The sequence below is a fragment of the Butyrivibrio sp. AE3009 genome (genome assembly GCF_000420845.1).
Classification (GTDB): Bacteria; Bacillota; Clostridia; order Lachnospirales; family Lachnospiraceae; genus Butyrivibrio.
The window spans coordinates 1-1,466 of sequence record NZ_ATVS01000099.1 but is presented as its reverse complement, the minus strand read 5'-3'; the positions used below and the strand labels follow the sequence as shown (position 1 = coordinate 1,466).

General features: G+C 47.7%; 1 pseudogene. It reads right to left on the bottom strand.

What is annotated here, in order from left to right:
- Positions 1–1,466, bottom strand: a pseudogene (locus tag G588_RS22880) (hypothetical protein); the annotation flags it as partial.

Sequence of the window (1,466 nt, the reverse complement as noted above, 5' to 3'; positions counted from 1 at the left end):
CTCTGCAGCTACTGCTGCTGCGTATGCTCCGGTTTCAGGATCATTTATAGCCTTTGCTGCGGCATTTGCTGCCTGTGCTGCCTCTCTTGCGTCCTTAGCTGCATCTTCAGCTGCTTCCTTAAGTCTATCGGCTTCATTTGCATCAGCCTGACTTAATGCTGCTTCATATCTGGACTTTGCTGTCTCGTATGCGGTATTGGCTGCAACTGCAGCCTCTGCTGCTATTGCTATATAGCCCTTTGCATCGTCTGTACCGTTTGCTGCATTAGCTGCACTACGCGCCTCTGTAGCTGCCCTCTGTCCGGCTTCATTGGTTGTATTCTTAGCTGCTGCTTCTGCTTTGCCGGCTGCTTCTTCTGCTGCCTTGGCTGCTTCTTCTGCTGCCTTTGCTGCATCTGCTGCTTCTTTTGCTGCAGTCTTGGCTTCCAATACTTCCTCCCATGTAGGAGCTGAACCATCTGCATGTACTGCAGACTCTGCGGTATTCTTGAAGCCTAAAGCATCATTGGTTTTGTCTAAAGCTGTCTGTTCTTCTCTCTTAGCTGTAGCAGCCTCAGTCTTAGCAGTGCTGGCGGCTGCCTGATCTGCATCAAGGGTACTCTGAGCATTTGCTACTAAAGTCTTTGCTTCCTTGACTTTTTCTCTTGCTGCCTTTGCTGCGGCTTCTGCTGTAGCTGCTGCTTTTCTTGCTTCAGTTGCTACATTCTCTGTTGTTGCATTATCACCTGCATTCTTTGCTGCAATTGCTGTCTTTTCTGCTGTATCTGCCAGACTCTCAAGTGTCTCTATAGCGGTATTTACTGATGATATATTAGCAACTGTAGGCTTATTGAGCTTACTTACAGCTGTTTCCAATGCTTTTAACGCACCTTCGTTTTCATCTGTTATAGCCTTTACTGCATTCTCGGCAGCTACTTTTGCTTTATTTGCTGTATTATCAAGTACTGCCTTTGCAATCTCTATAGCACTGTTAAGATCCGAAACAGCTCCTGTTGCTGTTTCATTAGCACGCTGGGCTGTTGTCGTAGCTTCTGCTGCTGTCTGAACCGCACCGGAAGCTGTGGACAAAGCTGTTGTATCACTGCAGGATTCTGCAAGTTTCTTGGCATTATCTGCTGCTGTCTGAGCTTCCTTGGCTGTGTTTACTGCATTAAGTGCCTGTGTTGCAGCCTCATTGGCCTCTTTCAGTGCTTCTGTTGCAGCTGCTATCTTGCCGGAGGTTACGTTGACATCCTTGAGTGCTGTAACTGCTGCAGCTGCTGTAGCTGCGGCTGTTGTAGCCTTGTTCATTGCTGCATCTGCTGCTCTATTGGCATCATTTGCTTTTGTTTCTGCTGCAGCTGCCGCGTTCCTGGCTGCACTGTCATACTCTGACTTTGCTTTTTCTGCATATCCCTTAGCTGCTTCCTTTGCTGTATTAGCATTGTCTTTAGCCTGAAGGGCGTCTGCAACTTCTTTAGCTATCT